This window comes from Methylobacterium sp. A54F (assembly GCF_053346035.1).
In genome coordinates this window covers 1-322 of record NZ_JBKFBF010000088.1, presented here as the reverse complement: position 1 = coordinate 322, position 322 = coordinate 1, and the positions used below count along the sequence as shown (strand labels likewise).

Genomic DNA, 322 nt, shown 5'->3' with positions numbered 1-322 from the left:
CGCCCTGGATCGGGATGATGCTGGTCGAGAGGATCTCGCCGCCCTGGGGCTGCTGGAAGCCCGAGTAGGACATCGCGCCGTCGGCGTGGGCGCCCTGCAGGTAGAAGGTGTCGCCGGGCGCGATGAAGGGCAGGTTGACCTTCACGCCGGCCTGCACGCCGAAGCCGTAGACGTTCGACGGGCGGGCCACCGCGGCGGTGGTCGGCAGGACCGCGGCGCCGGCCGCGTTGAGGGGGCTGAACGGCGTGGCCGAGATGGCGAGCGCGTTGCCGATGCCGACCTCGTGGACGGCGGCCGAGAGCTGGAACGAGCCCCAGGCGGC

General features: G+C 73.0%; 1 pseudogene. It reads right to left on the bottom strand.

Going from position 1 to position 322, the window contains the following annotated elements:
• Window positions 1-322: pseudogene (locus ACLBXP_RS25460) on the bottom strand (porin); the annotation flags it as partial.